This window comes from Martinezella sp. CNPSo 3959 (assembly GCF_057784355.1).
This window is the reverse complement of the sequence record NZ_JBXSOV010000009.1, coordinates 76,518-97,861: the sequence shown is the minus strand read 5'-3', so window position 1 is coordinate 97,861 and position 21,344 is coordinate 76,518. Positions and strand designations below refer to the sequence as shown.

Sequence of the window (21,344 nt, the reverse complement as noted above, 5' to 3'; positions counted from 1 at the left end):
AGTGCGCTGTTTTCCGTCGCTATATATCTACTCTGCGAACCTGATCTTCTGCCCATCAAGATAGCCATGCTCGTAAGCTTTCGCCTGTTCGCTATCCTCGGAATAGGGGTTCTTTTTATTTTCGGCATCGCATTTTCCATCCTTCACCCCCTTCTCGTAAGCCTCCTTTTCGCTCTCCGAAGCCGGAAGGCGAGGCGATGGCTCGGGGAAATATTGTATGGGGTTCGGGAGTCCAAGCGCAGGTGCGAAGACTGAGGCCGTAATTGGCGTTTGCGGGCACATAGTGAATTCCTCCTCTCATTGAAACGTCCTTTGCGATCGACGGTTCCCTCAAGCCTTTGAACCCTCGTGCTGCTTGCGTGGAGCATGTCCTCCAGGCGGCTGCATGCATGCTCATGATCAAGGGTGAAACTTTTTGAATTTTCGGCCGTTGTCCCGCTTATGACCGACGCAAAATCCAGTCCGAAATCGGTCGATGATGCCGGGCCGGCTGACGCCGAAAAATTGCATCAAGGGAAGAGTTCGACTGTCGAGGCCGAGCAGCCGCCTGATTTAGTAGAACCTGACCCGGATTTGACCCCCGAGCAAACAGAGCAGGCACGAAAGCGTTATCTACTTAGCCGTTTCTGGATCAGCGCCCGCGGTTATTGGAGCCGTCGCGGAGACCGTTTTGCCTGGCCATGCTCGATTGGCCTCCTTGCCCTGATTGGCCTGAATGTCTGTTTCCAGTATGGGATCAATATCTGGAACCGGTCGATTTTTGACGCGATCGAGCAACGCAACGCTCATGCCGTCTACGTCCTGACCGCGGTGTTTCCCCCGCTCGTGCTCGGCAGCGTCGCCCTCGTCACCATACAAGTCTATGTTCGTATGATGATCCAAAGACGCTGGCGCTTCTGGCTCACAACCGCTTTGATCGCCCGGTGGCTCGCCAACGGCCGCTATTATCAACTAAATCTGATCGGCGGCGACGACCACAAAAACCCCGAGGCCCGTCTCTCGGAGGATTTGCGGATCGCCACGGAATCCCCGGTCGATTTCATCGCTGGCGTCATTTCAGCATTTCTCTCGGCCTCGACCTTCATCGTGGTCCTCTGGACGATCGGCGGCGCCCTGACTTTCGAGATCGCCGGTTCAATCATTACGATTCCCGGCTTTCTCGTCGTCACGGCGGTCCTTTACGCCGTGATCACGTCTACCTCGATGGCGGTCATCGGCCGCCATTTCGTGAGGGTTTCCGAGGTCAAAAACCAGGTGGAAGCGGAGTTTCGCTACACGCTGACGCATGTCCGCGAAAACGGTGAGAGCATCGCATTGCTGGGCGGTGAAGAGGAAGAGCGCAACGACCTCGAGCGGACGTTCGGAAACGTGCTGAAACAGTGGGCGTTGCTTGCCCATCAATATATGCGCACGACCCTCGTGTCACAGGTCTCCATGTTGATTGCGCCTGTCGTGCCGGTCCTGCTTTGTGCGCCGAAATTTCTGGAAGGCAGCATGACGCTCGGTCAGGTCATGCAGGCTGCCTCTGCCTTCGCCATCGTTCAAAGCGCATTCGGATGGCTGGTCGACAACTATCCGCGCCTTGCCGACTGGAACGCCTCGGCGCATCGTGTCGCCTCGCTCATGACCTCGCTTGATGGGCTCGAGCGGGCCGAAAAGAACGATACGCTCGGACGAATCAAGCATGGAGAAACCGAAGACGAGACGATGTTGTCGCTCAACGACCTCTCCGTGACACTCGACGACGGCACGTCCGTAGTCAAGGAAACGGAGGTGGAAATCGATCCGGGGGAACGCGTCTTGGTCGCCGGCGAATCCGGTTCGGGCAAAAGCACGCTGATACGGGCAATTTCCGGTCTGTGGCCTTGGGGTCATGGCGGCGTCAACGTCCACCCCGATAGCCGATTGTTCATGTTGCCGCAGCGGCCTTACATACCGTCGGGCACGCTTCGCCGCGCCGTCGCCTATCCCCGCGCGGCCGACGACTGGACGCCGGACGAGATCAAGGCCGCCCTTGAAAAGGTCGGTCTCGGCTATCTCAACGAAAAGATCGAGGAGGAAGCCCCCTGGGACCAGACGTTGTCGGGCGGCGAAAAGCAGAGGCTCGCCTTCGCGCGTCTTCTGCTGCACGATCCCGATATCATCGTGCTGGATGAGGCAACCTCAGCCCTTGATGAGAAGAGCCAGGACAAGATGATGGAGATGATCATTCGCGAATTGCCGAAGGTCACCATTATCAGCGTCGCGCACAGAGCCGAGCTGGAAGCCTTCCACAGCCGCAAGATTACCCTGGAGCGGCGCCAAGGTGGCGCACGGCTGGTCAGCGACATCGAACTCACTCACCGCCACAGAAAAGGGAATCTGATTTTGCGCCTCTTGGACGACCGAAGACCTATATTCAAAGATAATTCGACCTCGGATCAGGGCGCACGATCCCCGCGCCGATAGCGGTTAGTGCAATTGCCGCGCACGCTTCGAACACACGCAAAGTGAAGCAAAAGCAAATGCACCACGTCTGCGCCATTCGACATTGAGATGTATTCCCTTATGCTGGAACGTGACATACTCAACGATTAGATGCAGTTGGAGCATGTTCGATGCAACGAGAAGCGATCTGGTCGCTGGTCTTGCTTATCCTTCTTGTCCTGGGCGCTTTCGTCGGCTCGATACTGCGCGCCAAATTGCCTGAGCCGCATCGCGGCAACGAGACAATGGACTTTCTTCGGGTGGTAACCGCACTGCTCGTGACTTTTGCAGCCCTTGTCATGAGTTTGTTGCTGGCATCGGAACTCAATGCCTTCACTGCCGCCTCCCACGATCGCAATCGTTATGCTGCGGGTCTCGCCGAGATGGACGGTTGCCTGAAAAATTACGGCTCGGCCCTCGACAATGAGAGGCAGCTATTGCGCAGCTATACCGCTGCCGTCATTGCCAGCACCTGGCCCGATGAAGCGCCTCCGCAGGGCGAGAAATATCCCGATATCTCGGACTTGCCTTTGACCGGCGAGGCGCCCGCCCTAGGATCGATGTTGAATAATGTCGGGCTTAACATTGACCGCCTGCAGCCCACCGACCCCTTGCATCAGGCCCTTGCAACCCGCTGCAGTCAGCTTTTCAGCAATGTCATGGCCGCGCGATGGACCGTCATCGAAGATGCACATGGCTCGCTTTCCGCGCCATTTCTTGGCGTTCTCATCTTCTGGCTTATGTTGGTATTTTTGAGTTTCGGGCTTCAGGCTCCCAAAAACCCGCTCGCCGGCGCGATTGTCCTTGTGGCCATCATCTCGGTCGCAAGCGTCATGTTCGTTATCCTGGATCTCGACCTTCCCTATGGCGGCTTTTTCGGTATTTCGAGCACATCGATGCGACACGCGCTGACCGACATGCAGCGCAACTAAAAATCGCAGTCTAGCATATATGTGGATCGTAGCGCTCCTGCGATGACCTCCCCTGGAGCAACACCCTCAGTCGCTTCACCTTCTGCTCAATTGCTGACATGATGGAAGGAGCTGTTTGCTGTCGTGGGTTTATCATGAACGGATCAACACCGGAAGGAAGTGGGATGCGCGCGCCGGCAGGCTCGGTTACCGGGCTTTGCTCGGCATCGGCAACCATGTTCGCAGTTGGGATGGCGTTCCTTGGCTACTGGGGCGTTTATGAGCAAGGGCGCTGGCATGTCTCGGATTATTTTGTGGTAGCCCTGGCACTCAGCGGCTTTGCGGCGCTGGGTTCCGTTCCTTGGATCGTAACGACTCCGGTGGCGCGCGAGGATGAAGAAAAGGTGGTCGGCGCACGGCGAGCGCTGGCGCTTGGAACTGCCTTGCTCTGGCTGTCGGTCTGTATCGCAGTATTTGCCTGAAAGCTCTAAATGCCTGGTGGCAGCCACGGTTGAACGCCCGGCGCGCTCAGACGTTCCACACATTCCACCCTCTGACGTTTTCATTGGAGAAGCATCATGAATCTCGAACTCGACGGCAAATTAGCTCTGGTCACCGGCAGCACCGCCGGCATCGGTCACGCAATCGCGGCAGCTCTCTTGCGTGAGGGTGCCCACGTTATTGTCAATGGGCGGACCAAAGAAGCGGTCGATCGTGCGGTTGCCGAACTTGCTGTGATTGGAAGCGGCCACGTGGAGGGATTTGCCGGCGATCTCGCAACCGAGCAGGCCGCTGATGAAATCGTAAGGCGCTTTCCGAATGTCGAGATCCTCGTCAACAATCTTGGGATATTCGAACCCAAGCCGTTCGAAGAGATCCCGGACGCTGACTGGCGTCGGTTCTTCGATGTCAACGTGATTTCTGGCGTTCGTCTCGCCCGCCTTTATCTGCCCTCGATGCGCCAGCGTAACTGGGGTCGTATCATTTTCATTTCGAGCGAAAGCGGCGTGCATATTCCGGCCGAGATGGTGCATTACGGCGTGACCAAGACGGCCCAGATTGCAGTGGCGCGCGGTATTGCGGAATCCGTTGCGGGCACCGGAATCACGGTCAACAGCGTCTTGCCAGGTCCAACGAAATCGCGCGGCGTCGTCGATTTCGTCGCCGCGCTGCCCGGCTCGGAAGGAAAGAGTTTCGCGCAATTCGAGACCGAATTCTTCGAGAAAATCCGGCCGACTTCGCTGATCAAGCGCTTCGCGCAGCCTGAGGAAATCGCAAACATGGTCGCCTACGTCGCAAGCCCACTGTCTTCCGCCACCAATGGCGCGGCGCTTCGGGTCGATGGCGGGGTGGTGAAGAGCGCGTTCTGACCGTCGCAAGCAGACGAACAAACTCCGGCGGCAAGATGCGCCAAGCGCAACCTATAAATGTCGCCGGACGCCGCCAGATTGCTCTTTTCCCACAGCGATGAGATGGGTCAGATTAAGGTCATCGCCGACTCGCGGATTGAGCTCATGAACACACAAGCATTCTTCACCAAAATCCGGACCTACACCCCTCTGTCAGAAAAAGCCGAGCTCGCCTGGTCATCACTCCTGCGGCCGAGACAGTACCGTAAGGAGGAGCCCTTCATTCGGGCGGGCGACGTACCGACGACCTATGCCTTCGTCGTCAAAGGCCTGCTGTGTCAGCGGTATGTCGGCCGCGACGGCGACATGATTATTAAATGCTTCTTTCCTGAGAACCGCATTGCCTCTTCGGTCAGCGCGACCCTGCTCGGCGAGCCCAGCCCTTTCGCGATTACGGCGATCGAGAACACCACCGTCCTCGAATATGAGTTTGCGGCTTTTAGATTGCTCGTCAGCGACTTCCCCGACATTGCCGCCTTTTATATCAGATACATGGAGCGCCACTGGATCATCGACAAAGAACCGGGCGAGATTGCATTCAGGCATGACGACGCAATGCAGCGCTATATCGATTTTATCCGTAAGGAGCCGGAACTGCATAAGCGTTTGAAGCAGCATCACATCGCCGCCTGGTTGGGCATCACTCCGGAAAGCCTCAGCCGGCTGCGAAAGACAATCGCTATCACAAGGCCAGACAGAGGCTGACGCGATTTCTTACCAAACATCAATTCTTTCACGGCCGGATTGCGGCATTTCTGCCGGGCAAGCAACCACCGCAACGGTCACGGCGGGCGTCGACCAGCGGATATCGACCGCGGATGCGACCCTGTCCTGCCGTGAACAAAGGAAACCAAAAATGACCAAGATGATTTTCGTGAACCTGCCGGTGGCCGACCTGGCTCGGTCCAAGGCCTTCTACGAGGCTCTGGGATTTGCCAATAACGCCCAGTTCAGTGACGATAGCTCGGCCTGCATGGTGGTGAGCGAGACGATCAACGTCATGCTCCTCACTCACGAAAAGTGGCGCGGTTTCACCAGCCGCCCGATCCCGCCGGCAACCTCAAGCGAAGTGATGCTGGCTATATCCTGCGAGAGCCGTAAGGCCGTCGACCAGATGAATGATGCCGCTGCGGCCCATGGCGGGCAAGCCGACATCAATCCAAGGCAGGATCTCGGCTTCCTTTACAATCGCAATCTCGCCGATCCGGACGGTCACGTCTGGGAAGCAGTATGGATGGATCCGAGCGCAATGTCCGCCGGTGACTGAAGCTCGGCAGGTCGCGCGGTAAAGCGGGCGGCTCCGAGCGTACCATTTGAATGACGAGAGCCAAATTGGGGCGCAAAGCTGTCCTTCAGCGATTGCGTCCCAAATATCTGAAAAACCGGGCGAGACCTGGAAAGGATGTGCCGTCGAAGCCGACCACGCGGTTCAGATACCGGCGTACCACTTATATCCGCGGTGGGGAAATGGTGATGAATGCTCGCCTTCCTTCAATTAATACGCTATGCGTAGCATATGATAAATGAAGTCGATCAAGAAGCCCTCTTTCTCCTGCGCGCTGTCTTGGCGCTCGGACGGAGGCTGCGCGGCGAGCGCCCGCAAGGCGCGCCGACGCTTGCTGCTATCAGTCTTCTGGGAACGCTCGGTCGCATTGGACCGATGCCCGCTGTGCAACTGGCGATCGAGGAACGCCTTCAGCCTCAATCTCTGACGCGGATCGTAGCCGGTCTTGAAGGCGATGGACTGATCGAACGCAGGAGAGATCCGGCTGACCAGCGAGCGTTGATCATCGCTCTGACAGAGAAGGGCAAGACGGTGCTCGCAAATGATCTGCGCGCGCGACAGGCGTGGTTGCGCGAGGCGATGTTGCGCGTGCTTTCAGAAAGCGAGCGCACGGCTTTGATCGCGGCCACCGACATTATGCTCAAGCTCGCCTTTGATGATCAAGGCAGATTGGAGATCGATGCTCATGACGCATTGGATCGATAGCGCCATCTTCTGGCATATTTATCCCCTCGGTTTCGTCGGCGCCGAGCAACAGGCCCATGCGAGCATTCACCATCGCCTGGGCCATATCGTGAATTGGCTCGACTATGCCGTCGCGCTGGGGGCCTCGGGGCTCCTTTTGGGGCCGATCTTTGCCTCATCGACACACGGCTACGATACGATCGACCATTTTCGCATCGACGCTCGTCTTGGTGACGACAGCGATTTCGATCAGCTCATCATGGAGGCACGACGACGTGGATTGAAGGTCATCCTTGATGGTGTCTTCAACCATGTCGGAAGGGATTTTCCGCTTTTCCGTGCCGCCCTTGAGAATGGAACGGCTTCTCAGGAGGCGGGCTGGTTCCGCTGGCTCGGCAGGGACGACACGGGCGGCCCCGCCTATGCGACCTTCGAGGGACATCATGCACTGGTGGCGCTGAACCACGATTCCTCGGAAGTTGCCGCCTATGTGACGAGCATCATGAACCACTGGCTGGACTGCGGCGCGTCAGGGTGGCGGCTCGACGCGGCCTACGCGGTCTCTCGCCCATTCTGGAAAACGGTGCTGGCGGATGTCCGACGGCGCCATCCCGACGCTTACATATTCGGCGAGGTCATCCACGGCGACTACAATGGCTTCGTAACGGCGACCGGCGTCGACGCAGTGACGCAGTACGAATTGTGGAAGGCGATCTGGAGCGCGATCAATGACTGCAACCTGTTCGAACTTCAGTGGGCGCTGGAGCGGCACAATGGGTTCCTGGAGCGTTTCGTACCACTCACCTTTGTCGGCAATCATGATGTCACGCGGCTGGCAAGCCGGTTGACTGATGAACGGCACGTCGCTCACGCTCTTGCCATTCTTATGACAGTCGGCGGCACGCCGGCCATCTATGCCGGTGACGAGCAAGCTTTCCGAGGCGTCAAGGAAAACCGGGCCGGCGGCGATGATGCAATCCGGCCTGCCTTTCCCGCAAGGCCCGAGGAGCTCGCTCCATTCGGCTGGCCGATTTATCGACTTCATCAGCAGCTGATTGGGGTTCGCCGCCGTCATCCCTGGCTCGTCAGAGCCAAAAGCCGAAAAATTCACCTCACCGCCCGGCAGGCCGTCTGGGCCATGGAAGCAAACAACCAGACGATCCTCGTCGCCCTTAATCTCCGTGATGGCGACGCTATTCTCCCTGCGCCGGGGGCCCAAAACGTGCTTGCGGGAACCGCTGCAGCAATAACGGCTGAGCTGGATCGATCGACTTCGATCCGGTTGCCCGGATATGGCTGGGCCGTGCTTTCGACGGAGAAACAATAATCATATCCTGAGTGCATCGGGCACATTTTCGGAACAAGCCAAGCTTGGTGGAGAAAGTCGCGTCGGCTCTGTGCGCCGAGCGCTTCCGTGGTCGCTGTAACGACAGAGGCAATGCGTCGAGCGAGGCAATATGGTCGAGAGAGCCTAAGGACGCTTTCGAGATGTTGCGGCATCAATCATTGCCGCGTTTGAGCGCAAACTATCTTAATATACTGCTCGCCCCATTAATATAATCAGCTATCAATTTGAAGAATTTCTCTCAAATCGGAAAAATTATTACTCCATTTCTGAGGGCGCTTGAGTATGCTAAGAGAGGTACTTTGGGGATGTTGCAGCAACTTGACCAATTAAAGAAGCAAGTTTGCACATTTCTTTTGGAGGAGGCCCGGAGTGTTGGATCCTTTGATACCGACAATATTTCACGAGCACTGGTGGCTCGATGCTGCGACGAAGGGACGAGCCGAGATATCCGAAGTGACCGAAGGCGGGCGGACAGTGGGCCGGCTGCCCTATCTCAAGGAAACGAGACTTGGTCTGCACAGCATCAATATGCCGACCCTCACCCACTTTCTCGGCCCGGGCATCAACGACGGTTCCGGCAGCGAGCCGAACCGCTTCGTGAAGCGTCAGGCGATCACACGTGAGCTCATCCGCAAACTGCCGCAGTTCTCCTCATTCCGTCAGAAGCTGCACCACAACGTCAGAGACGTGCTTGCTTTTCAGGCCGAGGATTTCGAGGTGACGGCTCAGTTCACCTTCGAAGTCGGCCCGGCCCCTCTGGAAGTCATGTGGAAAGCCATGCGGGACAAGACACGAAATGTCATTCGTCGGGCAGAGGAGCGTTACGGTGTCTCGAACATCATGGACCCGCAGGCATTCTTCCGCTTTTCCATCGCCAATCTTAGAGCCAAAGGTGAGGAACCCAATATCGACTTCATCACCTGCATAGATGTCGTCACCAGGGCACTTGACCGCGGACGTGGTCATTTCTACGTCGCAGTGGACGACAAAGGGGATGTCAGGGCGGCTATATTTTGTGTCTGGGATGCCAGATCCTATTATTACATGTTATCGACCCGCACGGCCGACAGCGGCAACGGCGCGATCCCTCTGTTGATCTGGAGCGCCATCAAAAATGCCGCTTCGATGGGGCTGGTCTTCGACTTTGACGGTGTGGCGAATGCCGGTTCCATCCTGCTCTATTCCGGCTTCGGCGGCACCGTTTCTCCGCGCTACATTGTGATGAAGTCGAACACCCTCTACCAGACTTTGCGCAAGATCCGCCGCATCAACCCAAGAGTTTCGAACCATTTTCTTTGAGGACAGGGACAAGCACGCACCGTTCACGCTGCGTCGACCGAAAAGCACGGCAACAGGTAGGTGGGAACTGCATGGTGTCGTCGCGTCAGCTGGGCCAGTTCCTGCTGTGAGGCGGCTGCCAGGATGCCGGTGCGCACCAGCACGGAGGCTAGACCCATATCGCCCGCACCCTTGATGTCGTGCTCGATACTGTCCCCGATGCAGACGATCCTGCCGGGTTCGGCATTCGTCCAACGGGATATAGCCAGCATGTAGATCTCGCGATATGGCTTGCCGATCCAGTGCACCTTACCGCCAAGCTCCTCATAGATTCTGGCGATCGCACCGGCGCCGGGCGCGGTCCTTCCGCCGGCAAGCTTATGAATATCGGGATTGGTGCAGAAACAGGGCGCGCGACGGGTTGCCGCCGGCGCCAGTTGCCGACGATAATCGTCGAGCTCAATCTTTTCCGCCTCGCTGCCGGAAATGATAATGAGATCGGCTTCATTCGACCGCGACACGTTGATAAGCCCGAGACGATCAGCAAGGTCGTGATCGCCGCCACTAGAAATCGTGAAGGCCTTCATGCCCTGTCCAATTTCAGGCGAGGCCGATAGAATCTCGAAGGCGACGTCGCCCGAGGTCACGAAATGCTCGAAAAGCGAACGCTCGAAGCCAAGACGGACGAAGCGTTCTGTATTGTATTCGCCGCTTCTGCCCGAATTTGAAAGCACGATGACGTGTTTGCCATGATCCTTCAGCACGCGCAGCGCCGCAATTGCCCCATCATAGGCGCCTTCATCATCGCGCAGCACCCCGAACTGATCGATCAGGAAGTAGTCGTAATTGTCGATCAGTGCTGCAAGGGTGGTATATGGCGCAATTGTCACCGCTGTTTATCCTGCCATTGAAGGATGAGGGAGGCAGTACCGACGGCCGCTTCCGTCGAGTTCGACGTTGCAAAAGGCACGGCAAGGGCCGCCTGCCGCATCCGGGTCCATGCCGGGTTTTTCGCGCCGCCGCCGACAGTTCTGACCGATCGCAGCCGTGCAGCACCAAGTTCAGTCAGTCGTTCATAGCCGAGGCGCTCGATCTCGGTAATGCCTTCAAGCACGGCCTGAAAGAAGATCGCCTCATCGGCAGGGCGCGGCTCTAGCCGGGGCGCATAATTCGGGTCGCTGATTGGAAAGCGTTCACCGGCCTTCGGCAGCGGATAGAAATCGAGCCCTGTCGGCTGATCGGGGTCAATGCGCTTTGTCAATTCGGCGAGCCTGTTATCACCAAACAGCGATCGAATGACGCCGCCGCCGCTGTTGGAGGCGCCGCCTGGCAGCCAGAAATCCAGCACCCTGTGCGAATAGATGCCATATTGCGGCGCATTGATCGGCCGCTCCGACGCGAGCTTGAGAACGAGTGTGGAGCCGAGCGCGGTGACGCCATCGCCGATCTGCGAGGCCCCCGTTGCGAGAAAGGAAGCACAGCCGTCAGTCGTTCCCGCGTGAAAGCGGCAGGCTCTGTCGACGCCAAGATTGCGAATAAAACCCGTCGCCACCGATAAAGGGGCTCCCGCCCGCTCAACGGCCGGCAGCAGCCGGCGGTCCAGTCCCGCCCATTCGATCCAGTCGGGCCACTCTTCGGCGACAAGATCGTACCCGGTTTTGAGCGCGTTGTTCTCATCGCTCGCACAGCCGTCATGACCGAGCTTCATCAGAATCCAGTCAGCCTGATGAACCACTCGCGAGACCTGAGGCTGGCGCGACAGATGGATCGCCCTTGCGAGAGCGGAACTGGAACCGCGGGCGGGACTATCGGCTGGCGCATGACGCGAAACGCTCTCGACGATCGATGGATCCGGGCAGGCATCATTGTACATCAGGGGCGCACCGACCGGCTCGCCCGCGCTGTCGATCGCAAGAACCGTTCCGGACGTTCCATCGACACCGATCGCACGGACGCAGGAGAGACTGGTTTTTGCAGCAAGCTCCGTCAAAGCGGCCGATGTCCGAGCCCACCAGCTCGACGGCGTTCGACCTTCATGCGCGTCCAAGAAAGGTGCGCTCGCGATCTCAACCAGATCGCCATTGTCAGCAAGAGCGGCGGCGCGAACGCCAGACGTTCCGATATCGATGCCGATGATGGTCGCAACGGCAGACGTTTGCCTGGATGTCACGACTTTGCCGCTCCACGATCGAGCGCCTGACGATATTGCTCGGCCTCCCAATTGGTGAGTTCGTACTCGTCTGCTTGCGAGAGGTAAACGACGTCGGCGCCATCAGGGATGCGGGATACGACCTCCGCCAGGCAGCGGACCATCACCTGGCCACCGGGGGTCAGCGTATTCGATACCAGAACGCCGGAACCGGGAACGATAATCATCTTCGGCGTACCGCCCTCAGTGCCGTCAAAGCTTTCGAGATAGGCCTGTAGCGATTGGCCGGCTTCCAGCAGCCCGATCTTCGTGCCGAGGAAGATCACATGGTCCGGATACATCGACCCGCCCGTGGCAATCCCGATGTTTTCAGGCGAGAGCGCCAACTGATGGCTGGCTTCATCGGAGGCCGGAGCATAGCTGCTCCCCTCCGCGATGCGCTGCAATGCCCTGATCTCCGGCTGGGAAACCTGCCTAACGGGCATCGCCAGCGCCGCGGTCACCTGTTTGATCCGGCCTGATACCTCTTCAACGGTCTCGCCGGTGACGATGATGCCGTGGTTGTAGAGGATGAGTACATCAGGCTTGTCGGCAGCGGCATGATCGACCTCCCGCGCCAGCGGCGTTCCGGGACGCCGATAGAACGTCGTTGCCCATTTCATTCCGGTTGCGTCGAGCTTCGTCTTCAGGATCTCGTCACGTTGCGCCAGCACCGAAAGCGCGATCGCGTTGACGCAGTGGTAATGGGCAACGACCCGATTTGTCAGAGCCGCATGAAAACTCGTTTCGATGGAAGGCCGCAAGCCACTCGTATTCAAGGCGCCGATGACAAAATCGGTCGCCTTTTCGGCGCGCGCATCCCCTTGCCGCAGCGCCTCCACCAATGGCGCGACACGTACGGGAACCATGATGTCACGATCTCCGGCCTGGGCAAGCCAGGTACCCGAGGCCTTCACCCACATCATGTCGCCATCCTTCAGCGATGTATTCCCGCCGGCACCCTGCGTCTTGAGAATGTCGGCGCCAATCTCTTTGGACAGAGTCAAAAACCGTTCGAACTCACCATCCGAGCCGCGTGGTGCCACCGTCAAGATCATCCTCCATCCTCATGATGCCCCTCACCCAGTGGTGAGCAAACTTTATCTTCATGGTATGCATTAGATTGAATATCGTCAACGATGAAGTTTCTACGTCACAGATGCTTGCGTAACGCCAATCATTGTGATTACATTCAATCATCGGCAGGGAGAAGCCGGGAGGAAATTGCGTGAACGACGCCGACCGGCACAAAATCATCACGGACCTGCTTCGCGAGACGCCATTCGCCTCGGTTCGAGACCTACAAGACCGGCTGGGCGTTTCACCGGCGACCATTAGGCGCGATATCGACAAGCTCCACGAAACCGGTCGAGCCAAGAAGGTCTATGGCGGAATATCGGCTTTCGAAGTCGGCGGACGCCTCGCAGCCCGCCCCTTCGACGAAAACCGCGATATCGCCGTCGAGGCCAAGCGCGCGATCGCCGAAAAGGCTGCATCGCTGGTCCGGGACGGCGATTCCATCATTGTGCATGCCGGGTCGACCTGCTTTGAGCTCGGAATGCGTCTGGCGCGGCGCAACCTGCGCGTCTACACCAACTCCATGCCGCTTGCCGCCTATCTCGGCGAACATGGCAGCTGCCATCTGAGCCTTGCCGGCGGTGAGCTCTATCGTGAACCGGGCATCATTCACGATCCCGCCGCCGGCGCGCCGAACTTTTTCGCCTCGCGTTTTTTCATCGGCACCCAAGGCATCGGCACGCAGGGTCTTTTTGAATCCCATCCGCTGCTCATCAAGGCGATCGGCGAACTCAGTACCTGCGCCGACGAGATCGTGCTTCTCGCCGACAGCCGGAAATTCTCCATCCAGCCGCGCAACCTCGTCCTGCCGCTCTCGCGCGTCGGCACGATCGTCACCGACGACGGTCTGTCCGATGCCAATGCCAACATGCTGGAAAATGCCGGCGTGACAATTCTGATTGCCAATGTCGGGGGTGTCGCGTGAGCACGCATCGGCCCATCGCCGTTTTCGACCTCGGCAAGACGAATTCGAAGCTGTTTGTCATCGACGGAAATGGCCTAGTCCTTGCCGAACGGCGAACGAAGCCGATCTGGCTGGATAATGGCGATCTTCGTGTTCTCGACGACGGCACGCTGTTTGCCTGGATGGAAAGCGAGCTTGCCCGCGCTGTCGAGACACATGGGGTCCGCCACGTCACCTTTTCTGCCCACGGGTGCACTTTTGCTTTGATCGGCGACAATGCGCTGCGCCATCCGATACTCGATTACGAGCAGGAGCCGCCGGCGGACATTGCCGCGCGGATCGACCTGTTCATCCCGAGTTTTTCGGAGACCTTTTCCCCTCGCCTGCCGCTCGGCTTCAATTATGGCCGGCATGTACTCTGGCTTGCCGATCGTGATCCGGAAATGCTGGAAGAGACCGACGCCATCCTGGCCTATCCGCAGTTCTGGTCCTGGCGTTTCTCGGGCAAGGCGGTTTCTGAGGTCTCCTATCTCGGCTGCCATTCGCACCTCTGGGCACCGCTTGCCGATGATTTCAGCAGCCTCGTCGACGCCAAGGGCTGGCGGGCGAAGATGCCGAGCTTCGCAGCGGCCGGCGCGCATCTCGGCACCTATCCGGTGACGCTCGGCACCGGCGAACACGTCGATGTTGCCGTACATAACGGCGTGCACGACAGCAACTCCTCGCTCTTCTACTATCGCTCCCTCGGCTTCGAGGATTTCACGCTGGTCTCCACCGGCACCTGGGTGATTATCTTCAATCAGGCCTGCCCGCTCGGAGCGCTGGATCAGCGCCGCGACATGCTTGCCAACGTCACGGTCGATCGTGCACCGGCGGCAACCATCCGCTTCATGGGCGGCCGGGAATATGATGTCGCGAGCGATGGCTGGACGAAACCGATTTCGGCTGCCGCAATCGAAGCCGTGATCTCCAAAGGCAGCTTCGCCCTGCCCTCCTTTGCCCCCGGTGGTCCCTTCCCGCATTCCGAAGGCCATTTTGCCGGCCCTGCCGTCTCGGGCGAAGAACGGGCTGCGGTTGCGCTGCTCTACGTGACGTTGATGACGGATCTGTCACTCGATTTGATCCACTCGGAAAACGCCATCGTCATCGATGGCGGCCTTGTCAAAGCGGAGCTCTATGCACCGATGCTGGCAGCGCTGCGCAACCAAACCGTTTTCACCAGCTCCAATCCGGAGGGCAGCGCCTTCGGGGCTGCCGCCCTCGTGTTGCGCCAGGCCGGCCTGCAACCGTTCCGCAACGAGACCGAAGAGGTTCGCCCGGCCCTCATCAACGGTCTCGACGCCTACAGGCGGGAATGGCGACGCCGTGTTGAGGGGATGCGCTCACAAGTGTCGGACGGGGCGGGGTCGAAGGAGATGATGCGATGAGCCTAGCTGCGGCAAGCGATCAGGTCGCCACCCCTGTTCTCGAAATGCAGAACATCAGCAAGACCTTCGGCAATGCGCAGGCGCTGACCAATGTGTGGTTGACCGTCTATCCGGGCGAGGTCCACGCGCTGATGGGCGAGAATGGCGCCGGCAAATCGACGCTGATGAAGGTTCTCTCCGGCGCCTATGTGGCCGATCCCGGCGGCAGCATCCTCGTCAGCGGCCGCCCTGTCATCGCCGGCGACCCGATCAAGGCAAGAGCCAATGGCATTGCCGTCATTTACCAGGAACTGTCGCTCGCACCCAACCTGACGGTCGCCCAGAACATGTTCCTGGGCGCCGAGCCATCGCATGTGGGTTTCGTCGATCGCGGCGATATCAGAAAGCGCGCCGAGCCGATCCTGAAACGTCTCGGCATCGCCTTTTCGCCGAACCAACTGGTTGCCAGCCTGTCTCTCGGCGAACGGCAGATGGTGGAAATCGCCCGGGCGCTGACGACGAATGCGCGCATCATCGTCATGGATGAGCCCACGACATCGCTGACAAGCCGCGAAACCGAAAAGCTCTTCGAGGTCATTGCCGGCCTGAAGGCCCATGGCATTGCGATCATCTATATCAGCCATCGCATGGAAGAGATCTACGCCCTGGCCGACCGGGTGAGCGTGTTGCGTGACAGCGCCTATGTCGGCACGCTGGAGCACGACGAGCTTTCGGCCGAACGGCTGGTGTCCATGATGGTCGGCCGCGACCTTTCCTCCTTCTACAAGAAGGAACACCGCGCCGGCGGCAGGGATCGCCAGGTGGTGCTCTCGGTCAACAACATCGGTGACGGACGCCGCGTGCATGACTGCTCCTTCGATGCCTGCGCCGGCGAAGTGCTTGGCATAGCGGGTCTTGTCGGCTCCGGACGCACGGAACTTGCGCGGCTCATCTATGGCGCGGACCACAAGAACTCTGGAAGCGTTTCACTTAATGGCCGCGACCTCTCCTTGAACGGGCCACGTGCCGCGCTTGATGCCGGGATTGCCTATCTCACCGAAGACCGCAAGGGTCTCGGCCTGTTTCTGGATATGTCGATCAACGAAAACATCAATATCGGCGTGATTTCCGAGGATTCGCGATCTGGCGGCTTTCTCGATTTCGCCAAGGCGAAGAAGCGCGCCGACAGCGCTGTCTCGTCGTTGTCGATCCGCACCAGGAGCACGGCGATCAATGTCGGTGCGCTCTCGGGCGGCAATCAGCAGAAAGTGCTTCTTGCCCGCCTGCTCGAAACCAAGCCGCGGGTCATCATCCTCGACGAGCCGACACGCGGCGTCGATGTCGGCGCCAAGTCGGAGATCTATCGGATCATAGACGAACTGGCCCAGAGCGGCATCGCGATCGTCGTCATCTCCAGCGATCTGCCCGAAATCATCGGCATCGCCGACCGGGTGCTGGTCATGCGCGAAGGCCGCATTGCCGGCGAGATCGCCGGCTCGGAAGAACGGCCGATCAGCCAGGAGGCCATCATGGCCCTGTCGACCGGCGCCGCCAAGCGAGACGCATAGAGCGCGACAAGAAAGAGAACGGGAAATAAGGGCAATGCAGAGCGAACAGACAGCAACCGACAAGATGAAGCTGCGGTCCACACTGACCGCCCTCGGCATGCTTCCGGTCCTCATTCTTCTGGCGATCGGCTTTCATCTTATCAGTGGCCGCTTTCTCAGCGTCAACAACCTGTCGATCGTCATGCAGCAGGCCTCCATCAATACGGTGCTGGCGGCCGGGATGACCTTCGTGATCCTGACTGGTGGCATCGACCTTTCCGTCGGCTCTATTCTTGCGGCATCGGCCATGATCGGCGTCATCGTCTCCCTCGTTCCGGATATCGGCATGCTCGGCATACCCGCGGCAATCGCCGTCGGTCTTGCCTGCGGCGTCATCAACGGCACAATTATCGCCTTCCTGAAGCTGCCCCCGTTTATCGTCACCCTCGGCTCGCTCACCGCCATGCGCGGGATCGCCCGCCTGCTCGGCAATGACACGACGGTCTTCAACCCCGACCTGCCGTTCGACTTCATCGGCAACGGCAACTTCCTCGGCGTGCCGTGGCTTGCGATCATTGCGCTGCTGACGATCCTGATTTCCTGGGTGATCCTGAAGCGCACGGTTCTTGGCACCTGGATCTATGCGGTCGGCGGCAATATGGAGGCAGCGCGCCTGACCGGCATCAAGGTGCCCTTAGTGTTGCTCTTCGTCTATTCGATGTCAGGCCTGCTTTCCGGCTTGGGCGGCGTGATGTCGGCAGCCCGCCTTTATGCGGCCAATGGCCTGCAGCTCGGCCAGGCATATGAGCTTGACGCGATCGCTGCCGTCATTCTCGGCGGCACCAGCTTCGTCGGCGGTGTCGGCTCGATCTGGGGCACATTGATCGGCGCGCTCATTATCGCCGTCCTTTCGAACGGTCTGATCCTCGTCGGGGTATCCGACATCTGGCAGTACATCATCAAGGGGCTTGTCATCATCGTGGCCGTGGCGCTCGACCGCTACCGGCTGAAAGGGCTTAGCCGCACCTGAGGATGTGCGGCTGGAGGAACCGGGATTACCGGACAACGGGGCGCAGGAAGCGCCATAAGGAGGAAAGAATGCGTATGATCACGAAACTGCTCGCCGCCACTGCGCTTGCGGCTGCCATAGCAATGCCGGCTGCCGCCAAAGATCTTCAGAAGATCGGCATTTCTGTCGGCCTACTCGGCAATCCGTTCTTCGTCGCCACCATCAAGGGTATCGAAGACAGCGCCAAGAAGATCAATCCGAACGTTCAAGTCACGTCCGTATCGGCCGACTATGATCTCAACAAGCAGGTCTCGCAGATCGACAGCTTCATCGCCGCCGGCGTCGATATCATCATGCTGAATGCCGTCGACGCCAAGGCGATCGCTCCCGCCGTCAAGAAAGCGCAGGCTGCAGGCGTCATCGTTGCTGCGTTTGACGTATCGGCTCCGGGCGCCGACGTCACCGTCATGACCAACAACATCAAGGCCGGCGAAGAGGCTTGCCAGTACATCGCCGACCAGCTGAAGGGCAAGGGCAACGTCGTCATCATCAACGGCCCGGCCTCCTCGTCGATCCTCGACCGCGTTCAGGGTTGCAAGAACGTCCTGGCGAAGAGCCCGGATATCAAGATCCTGTCCGACGACCAGAACGGCCAGGGGTCCCGCGACGGTGGCCTCGCCGTCATGCAGGGACTTCTGACGCGCTTCGACAAGATCGATGCCGTCTTCGCGATCAACGATCCGACGGGCATTGGCGCGGAACTGGCGGCCAAGCAGCTCAATCGCCATGAGTTCTTCATCACATCGGTCGATGGTGCTCCCGACATCGAAAAGTCGCTCGCAAGCGGAAAATCGATGATCAAGGCATCGGCTTCGCAGGATCCCTATACGATGGCCGGAGACTCCCTGAAGATGGCGGTCGATGTCCTCAACGGCAAGAAGCCCGCCCAGCCCACTGTCCTCCTCGATCCCAAGCTGATCACGGCTGACAATCTCAAGGACTACAAGGGCTGGACGGCAGCTCGCTAAAATCTCCTCCCGAGCGGCCCGTCCCTTTTTTCTGCGGGGGCGGGCCGCGATCTTTGCCACCAATCGGAAAGCGGCGTCCCATGTCCAAAATCGGTGTTCACTCCTTCGTCTGGAGTGCCGGCTCCTCCAAGGAAGACCTTGAAAAGGCTCTCGCAAGATCGCACGAGCTCGGCTTCCAGCTGATCGAATTCTCCTATCTGGATCCGAAGCTGGTAGATGTGAAATGGCTCGCGTCCCGCATCGAAGAACTCGGCCTCGATGTCGCAATCAGCATGGGATTGCCGGCAGAAGGCGATATTTCCAGCGAGGATCCGACGATCGTTGCCAAGGGCAAGGACATTCTTGACCGCGCTGTAGCGCTGGTGCGCGATCTCGGCGGCACAAAGCTTGCGGGAATCCTGAGCTCGGCGCACGGCAAGCAGGAGTTTGCGCCGACGAAAAGGGGGTGGGATACCAGTGTTTCGACCCTGTCCAAGGTCGCCGACCAGGCAAAGGCTTCCGGCGTCACCCTCAACCTCGAGATCGTCAACCGGTTCGAGAGCAATATGCTGAACACTGCCGCCCAGGGCATGGCCTATATTCGCGATACCGGCGCATCCAACGTTTTCCTGCATCTCGACACGTTCCATATGAACATCGAGGAGGCCGATGTCGGGCTCGCCATCCGCCATACTAGCGACAAGATCGGCTACGTCCATATCGGCGAAAGCCATCGTGGCTATCTCGGAACCGGCAATATCGATTTCGCCGCCATTTTCGATGCATTGGTCGCCATCGGCTGGAACGACTACGTGACCTTCGAATCCTTCTCGACCGCCATCGTCGACAAGGACCTATCGCTGAAGACTGCGATCTGGCGCAATCTCTGGGACGACAATGTTGCCCTTGCCAGACATGCACGGCAATTCATCGAGCTGGGACTGGAAACCGCCAGCCGCAAGGCGGATCTGGTGAAGCTGGCCCACCTTTCCCGCTGAGCCATTTCCGCAATAGTGGATCAAAGGTCACCCGACGGTCAGCAAACACCGGCGTAGAATTGCTCATCTCGCAGGGCAAAGCACATACAGATCTACTTTGTCGCTCCAGCCGTGAGGCCTGTGATGAGTTTGCGCTGGAATAGCATGTAAGCGAGAATGAGCGGGCCGATAACGATGACAGCGCCCGCTGTCAGCACGGGCGTATTGACCGTATAACGTCCCTGGAAAAACAGCATGCCGATCGGCAGGGTGCGATAGTTGTCGTCATTGACCAGAACAAGTGGAATAAGAAATTCGTTCCATGTCCAGATAAACAGGAACAATGCCAGCGTCGACATCGACGGCAGCATCAAAGGCACGATAACTTTCGACAGAATGTATCGTCTGGATCCCCCATCGAGGACGGCTGCCTCTATGATCTCCGATGGCAACTGCTGCATCGCACTTGCCATGAACATCGTCGCAAAAGGCAGCGACATGGCAATTTGCGGCAGGATCAACGCTGCATAAGTGTTGATGAGGCCGACATAGCGCATTTCATAGTAGAGCGGAATGATGAAGGCCTCGGTCGGCACCATCATGCCGATGGTCAAAAGAACGAAAATTGTGCGCCTGAAGGGGAAGCTCAGGAATGCGAAACTAAATCCCGTCAATGTCCCGAGTATGATGCTGACGATGACTACAGGGAAAACGATCAGAACAGAATTCAGGAAATAGACGTTGAAATGGCCTTCGATCCAAGCATTCGCATAATTCTCGAAATGCGGATAGGCGGGCAATACGAATGCGCCCTGGATAAGATCGGCACGGCTCTTCAGAGACGTCAGTATCAGAAGAGCGAAGGGAATAACCGTTAGGACCGCAAAGAGCCAAAGAATGATACGCGACGGCAATACGGCACCTGCCCCATGAAAATTTCGGCTCACGATGCACTCCCCTCATTCACTGGCCGCACCAGCCGATGAACGGCATAATTGATTGCAAAGACCAAAATCGCACCGATGATGGCGACGGCCGAGGCATAGCCATAACGGTTCAATTGGAAGCCCAGTTCATACATATAGATATTGGGAACGAGGGTCGCATTGGCCGGACCGCCTCTGGTCATCGTAAAGATCAGGTCAAAGCTCTTGATGGAAGCAATGATGGTGAGAAGCAACGCGATGCGTATTTCCGGCAGCAGAAGCGGCAGCGTTATGAAGAAGAAAATCCTGTTTCCTGAAGCACCGTCCACCCTCGCCGCTTCAAACAGCGAGGGGTCAATCCGCTGAATACCGGAAAGAAACAGCACCATGCAGAAACCGAAGAAATACCAGCTGGCGACGATGCCCACGGCTGGTAGGACAAAGGTGAAATCGCCAAGCCAGGGTAAAGCGATCGAACCCAAGCCAGCTAGCTTTAACGCCTGATTGATGGGGCCAAAAGCGGGATTGTAGAGCCAGTGCCAGATGATGCCAAGGACGGCGGTCGGCATGATGTAGGGCAAAAACAGCAATGTGCGCAGCGCGAACTGCTCTCGCTGCCTGAGCGACCAGACCAATGCGGCAAGCAACAGGCCGACGACGATCGGGATGACACAGTAGAACACCATAAAGAGCGCATTGTTTTTCAATGCGACATAGAAAGTCTCATCCGAGAGCAATTTCGCATAATTGCCGAAGCCAATCCAATTGGGCGAACCGATCCCATTCCATTCGGTGAAGCTGATACCGATTGCTGCGATAATGGGGCCGAGTACGAGAGCAAAATAGACCAGCAAACCAGGCAGAATATAAAGGAGATTTCTGCTGGCGTTGGCATCAAGTGGTGAACGTTTCATGCACCATC

20 protein-coding genes are annotated in these 21,344 nt (G+C 58.3%); 15 read left to right on the top strand and 5 right to left on the bottom strand.

Features of this window, described 5'->3' with window-relative positions; genetic code table 11:
- Nucleotides 1-441: 441 nt before the first annotated feature.
- The 9 genes from AC13RE_RS19270 to AC13RE_RS19230 all read left to right on the top strand — a co-directional run bounded on the left by AC13RE_RS19270 (nucleotide 442) and on the right by AC13RE_RS19230 (nucleotide 9,402).
- Complete coding sequence (locus AC13RE_RS19270; protein ID WP_488564113.1) at nucleotides 442-2,448, top strand: ABC transporter ATP-binding protein/permease; 2,007 nt, start codon at nucleotides 442-444, stop codon at nucleotides 2,446-2,448.
- A 149-nt stretch (nucleotides 2,449-2,597) separates the two neighbouring features.
- On the top strand, nucleotides 2,598-3,398 hold the full coding sequence (locus tag AC13RE_RS19265) for a bestrophin-like domain (RefSeq protein WP_488564112.1): 801 nt from the start codon (nucleotides 2,598-2,600) through the stop codon (nucleotides 3,396-3,398).
- Between the two features lie 164 nt (nucleotides 3,399-3,562).
- On the top strand, nucleotides 3,563-3,859 hold the full coding sequence (locus tag AC13RE_RS19260; protein WP_488483797.1) for a hypothetical protein: 297 nt from the start codon (nucleotides 3,563-3,565) through the stop codon (nucleotides 3,857-3,859).
- 96 nt (nucleotides 3,860-3,955) lie between these two features.
- Nucleotides 3,956-4,747: an SDR family NAD(P)-dependent oxidoreductase gene (locus AC13RE_RS19255; protein WP_488564111.1), complete on the top strand. Its 792-nt coding sequence runs from the start codon at nucleotides 3,956-3,958 to the stop codon at nucleotides 4,745-4,747.
- A gap of 57 nt (nucleotides 4,748-4,804) precedes the next feature.
- A complete protein-coding gene (locus AC13RE_RS19250) occupies nucleotides 4,805-5,491 on the top strand; it encodes a Crp/Fnr family transcriptional regulator (protein WP_488564110.1) in 687 nt (228 codons plus the stop codon).
- Between the two features lie 151 nt (nucleotides 5,492-5,642).
- Nucleotides 5,643-6,053 (top strand): VOC family protein, encoded by a 411-nt coding sequence (locus tag AC13RE_RS19245; protein WP_488564109.1) that lies wholly within the window; start codon nucleotides 5,643-5,645, stop codon nucleotides 6,051-6,053.
- Between the two features lie 297 nt (nucleotides 6,054-6,350).
- Nucleotides 6,351-6,776, top strand: a complete 426-nt coding sequence (locus AC13RE_RS19240) for a MarR family winged helix-turn-helix transcriptional regulator (RefSeq protein ID WP_488564108.1) — start codon at nucleotides 6,351-6,353, stop codon at nucleotides 6,774-6,776.
- Entirely contained in the window at nucleotides 6,757-8,082 is a 1,326-nt protein-coding gene (locus AC13RE_RS19235) for an alpha-amylase family protein (RefSeq protein WP_488564107.1), read from the top strand. The genes AC13RE_RS19240 and AC13RE_RS19235 overlap by 20 nt, the downstream gene beginning before the upstream one ends.
- A 390-nt stretch (nucleotides 8,083-8,472) precedes the next feature.
- The gene (locus AC13RE_RS19230) at nucleotides 8,473-9,402 is read left to right on the top strand and encodes a GNAT family N-acetyltransferase (protein ID WP_132720219.1); all 930 of its coding nucleotides are present in this window, start codon (nucleotides 8,473-8,475) and stop codon (nucleotides 9,400-9,402) included.
- 23 nt (nucleotides 9,403-9,425) lie between these two features.
- On the opposite strand, the gene AC13RE_RS19225 is transcribed toward AC13RE_RS19230, so the two are convergent.
- From AC13RE_RS19225 to AC13RE_RS19215, 3 genes are read right to left on the bottom strand one after another with little or no spacing between them, the layout of a single operon-like run.
- Entirely contained in the window at nucleotides 9,426-10,271 is an 846-nt protein-coding gene (locus tag AC13RE_RS19225; RefSeq protein ID WP_488564106.1) for a TIGR01459 family HAD-type hydrolase, read from the bottom strand.
- A complete protein-coding gene (locus tag AC13RE_RS19220; RefSeq protein WP_488564105.1) occupies nucleotides 10,268-11,551 on the bottom strand; it encodes an FGGY-family carbohydrate kinase in 1,284 nt (427 codons plus the stop codon). The genes AC13RE_RS19225 and AC13RE_RS19220 overlap by 4 nt, the downstream gene beginning before the upstream one ends.
- On the bottom strand, nucleotides 11,548-12,627 hold the full coding sequence (locus AC13RE_RS19215) for a class II aldolase/adducin family protein (RefSeq protein WP_488564104.1): 1,080 nt from the start codon (nucleotides 12,625-12,627) through the stop codon (nucleotides 11,548-11,550). The genes AC13RE_RS19220 and AC13RE_RS19215 overlap by 4 nt, the downstream gene beginning before the upstream one ends.
- Before the next feature lie 170 nt (nucleotides 12,628-12,797).
- On the opposite strand from AC13RE_RS19215, the gene AC13RE_RS19210 reads away from it, so the two are divergent.
- The 6 genes from AC13RE_RS19210 to AC13RE_RS19185 all read left to right on the top strand — a co-directional run bounded on the left by AC13RE_RS19210 (nucleotide 12,798) and on the right by AC13RE_RS19185 (nucleotide 19,517).
- Nucleotides 12,798-13,571, top strand: a complete 774-nt coding sequence (locus AC13RE_RS19210) for a DeoR/GlpR family DNA-binding transcription regulator (protein WP_132720223.1) — start codon at nucleotides 12,798-12,800, stop codon at nucleotides 13,569-13,571.
- Nucleotides 13,568-14,977 (top strand): FGGY-family carbohydrate kinase, encoded by a 1,410-nt coding sequence (locus AC13RE_RS19205; RefSeq protein ID WP_488564103.1) that lies wholly within the window; start codon nucleotides 13,568-13,570, stop codon nucleotides 14,975-14,977. The genes AC13RE_RS19210 and AC13RE_RS19205 overlap by 4 nt, the downstream gene beginning before the upstream one ends.
- Nucleotides 14,974-16,524, top strand: a complete 1,551-nt coding sequence (locus tag AC13RE_RS19200; RefSeq protein ID WP_488564102.1) for a sugar ABC transporter ATP-binding protein — start codon at nucleotides 14,974-14,976, stop codon at nucleotides 16,522-16,524. Before AC13RE_RS19205 ends, AC13RE_RS19200 begins: the two co-directional genes overlap by 4 nt.
- A gap of 34 nt (nucleotides 16,525-16,558) precedes the next feature.
- Nucleotides 16,559-17,533: an ABC transporter permease subunit gene (locus AC13RE_RS19195; RefSeq protein ID WP_015343233.1), complete on the top strand. Its 975-nt coding sequence runs from the start codon at nucleotides 16,559-16,561 to the stop codon at nucleotides 17,531-17,533.
- A gap of 68 nt (nucleotides 17,534-17,601) precedes the next feature.
- Nucleotides 17,602-18,540, top strand: coding sequence for an ABC transporter substrate-binding protein (locus AC13RE_RS19190; RefSeq protein ID WP_132720227.1), 939 nt, complete (start codon nucleotides 17,602-17,604; stop codon nucleotides 18,538-18,540).
- An 80-nt stretch (nucleotides 18,541-18,620) separates the two neighbouring features.
- A complete protein-coding gene (locus AC13RE_RS19185; protein WP_488564101.1) occupies nucleotides 18,621-19,517 on the top strand; it encodes a TIM barrel protein in 897 nt (298 codons plus the stop codon).
- Nucleotides 19,518-19,609: 92 nt separating this feature from the next.
- On the opposite strand, the gene AC13RE_RS19180 is transcribed toward AC13RE_RS19185, so the two are convergent.
- Together AC13RE_RS19180 and AC13RE_RS19175 are read right to left on the bottom strand one after the other, a co-directional pair.
- A complete protein-coding gene (locus tag AC13RE_RS19180) occupies nucleotides 19,610-20,443 on the bottom strand; it encodes a carbohydrate ABC transporter permease (RefSeq protein ID WP_488564100.1) in 834 nt (277 codons plus the stop codon).
- Nucleotides 20,440-21,336: a carbohydrate ABC transporter permease gene (locus AC13RE_RS19175; RefSeq protein WP_488564099.1), complete on the bottom strand. Its 897-nt coding sequence runs from the start codon at nucleotides 21,334-21,336 to the stop codon at nucleotides 20,440-20,442. The genes AC13RE_RS19180 and AC13RE_RS19175 overlap by 4 nt, the downstream gene beginning before the upstream one ends.
- Between the last annotated feature and the right edge of the window lie 8 nt (nucleotides 21,337-21,344).